Origin of the sequence: Streptomyces sp. NPDC127092, assembly GCF_042722475.1 — a bacterium.
GTDB lineage: Bacteria > Actinomycetota > Actinomycetes > Streptomycetales > Streptomycetaceae > Streptomyces.
The window spans coordinates 1-1,326 of the sequence record NZ_JBHXFE010000257.1; the positions used below are offsets into that span (position 1 = coordinate 1).

1 protein-coding gene is annotated in these 1,326 nt (G+C 70.5%); it reads right to left on the minus strand.

The window, feature by feature from the left end; all coding sequences use genetic code 11:
* Window positions 1-207: 207 nt before the first annotated feature.
* The coding region (gene purB / locus ACFWJO_RS39490) for an adenylosuccinate lyase (protein ID WP_386873095.1) at window positions 208-1,326 on the minus strand (1,119 nt) is incomplete at its 5' end.

The following is a 1,326-nucleotide window of genomic DNA, read 5'->3' on the forward strand; positions in this document are numbered from 1 at the left end:
TCAGCCCGGACAGGAGGACGGACTGGTTCTCGCCGAAGTCATGGTCTTGGAAAACTCTGCCCATGTCGCGGAGCAGGTCTTCGTGGCCGCCGAACACGAGGGGACGCCGCCCGTACCCCGGCGTGAAGGGGCTGTTCGGCTGGTCTGGGCAGGGCACGGGATCGCGCATGCTCACATCGTATTTGTTTTTTTTGTTCGGCAGACCCGTCAGCGCCCGCCGAACTCGGCGGCCAGGCGCGCCGCGAGGCCCGTGTACCCGGCCGGGGTCAGCTCCAGCAGGCGCGCCTGGGCACCCTCGGACAGGCCGAGGCCCTGCACGAACTCGCGCATGCGCGCCCCGTCCACACGGTGGCCGCGGGTCAGCTCCTTGAGGCGCTCGTAGGGGTTGTCCATGCCCTCGACGCCGGCGATCGCCTCGGCGCGCATCACGGTCTGGACGGCCTCGCCGAGCACCTCCCAGTTCGCGTCGAGGTCCTCGGCCAGCACGGACTCGGCCACCTGGAGCTGGCCCATGCCCTTGGTGACGTTGGTCAGGGCGAGCACCGAGTGGCCGAGGGCCACGCCGATGTTGCGCTGCGACGTCGAGTCCGTGAGGTCGCGCTGCCAACGAGACTCCACGAGGGTGGCGCCCAGCGAGTCGAGCAGGGCGCAGGAGAGCTCGAGGTTGGCCTCCGCGTTCTCGAAGCGGATCGGGTTCACCTTGTGCGGCATGGTGGAGGAGCCGGTCGCGCCGGCCACGGGGATCTGCGCGAAGTAGCCGATGGAGATGTAGCTCCACACGTCCACGCAGAAGCCGTGGAGGATCCGGTTGAAGCGCGCGACGTCGGCGTACAGCTCCGCCTGCCAGTCGTGGGACTCGATCTGGGTGGTCAGCGGGTTCCAGGTGAGGCCGAGGTGTTCCACGAAGGACCGGGACAGGGCCGGCCAGTCCGCGTCGGGCGCGGCGGCGAGGTGAGCGGCGTAGGTGCCGGTGGCGCCGTTGATCTTGCCCAGGTACTCCTGGCCGGCGATGCGCCGGGTCTGACGGCTCAGGCGGTGCACGAACACGGCCATCTCCTTGCCCAGCGTGGTGGGCGTGGCCGGCTGGCCGTGCGTGCGGGAGAGCATGGGGGTCTCGGCGGCCTCGGCGGCCATCGCGGAGACGGTGGCCACGGCGGCGCGGGCGGCCGGCAGCCAGACCTGCTCGACGGCGTCGCGCACGCCCACCGCGTAGGCGAGGTTGTTGATGTCCTCGGAGGTGCACGCGAAGTGCACGAGCGGCTTCAGCCGGCCCAGGCCCAGCCCCTCGAGGCGGCCGGCGATGAAGTACTCGACGGCCTTCACGTC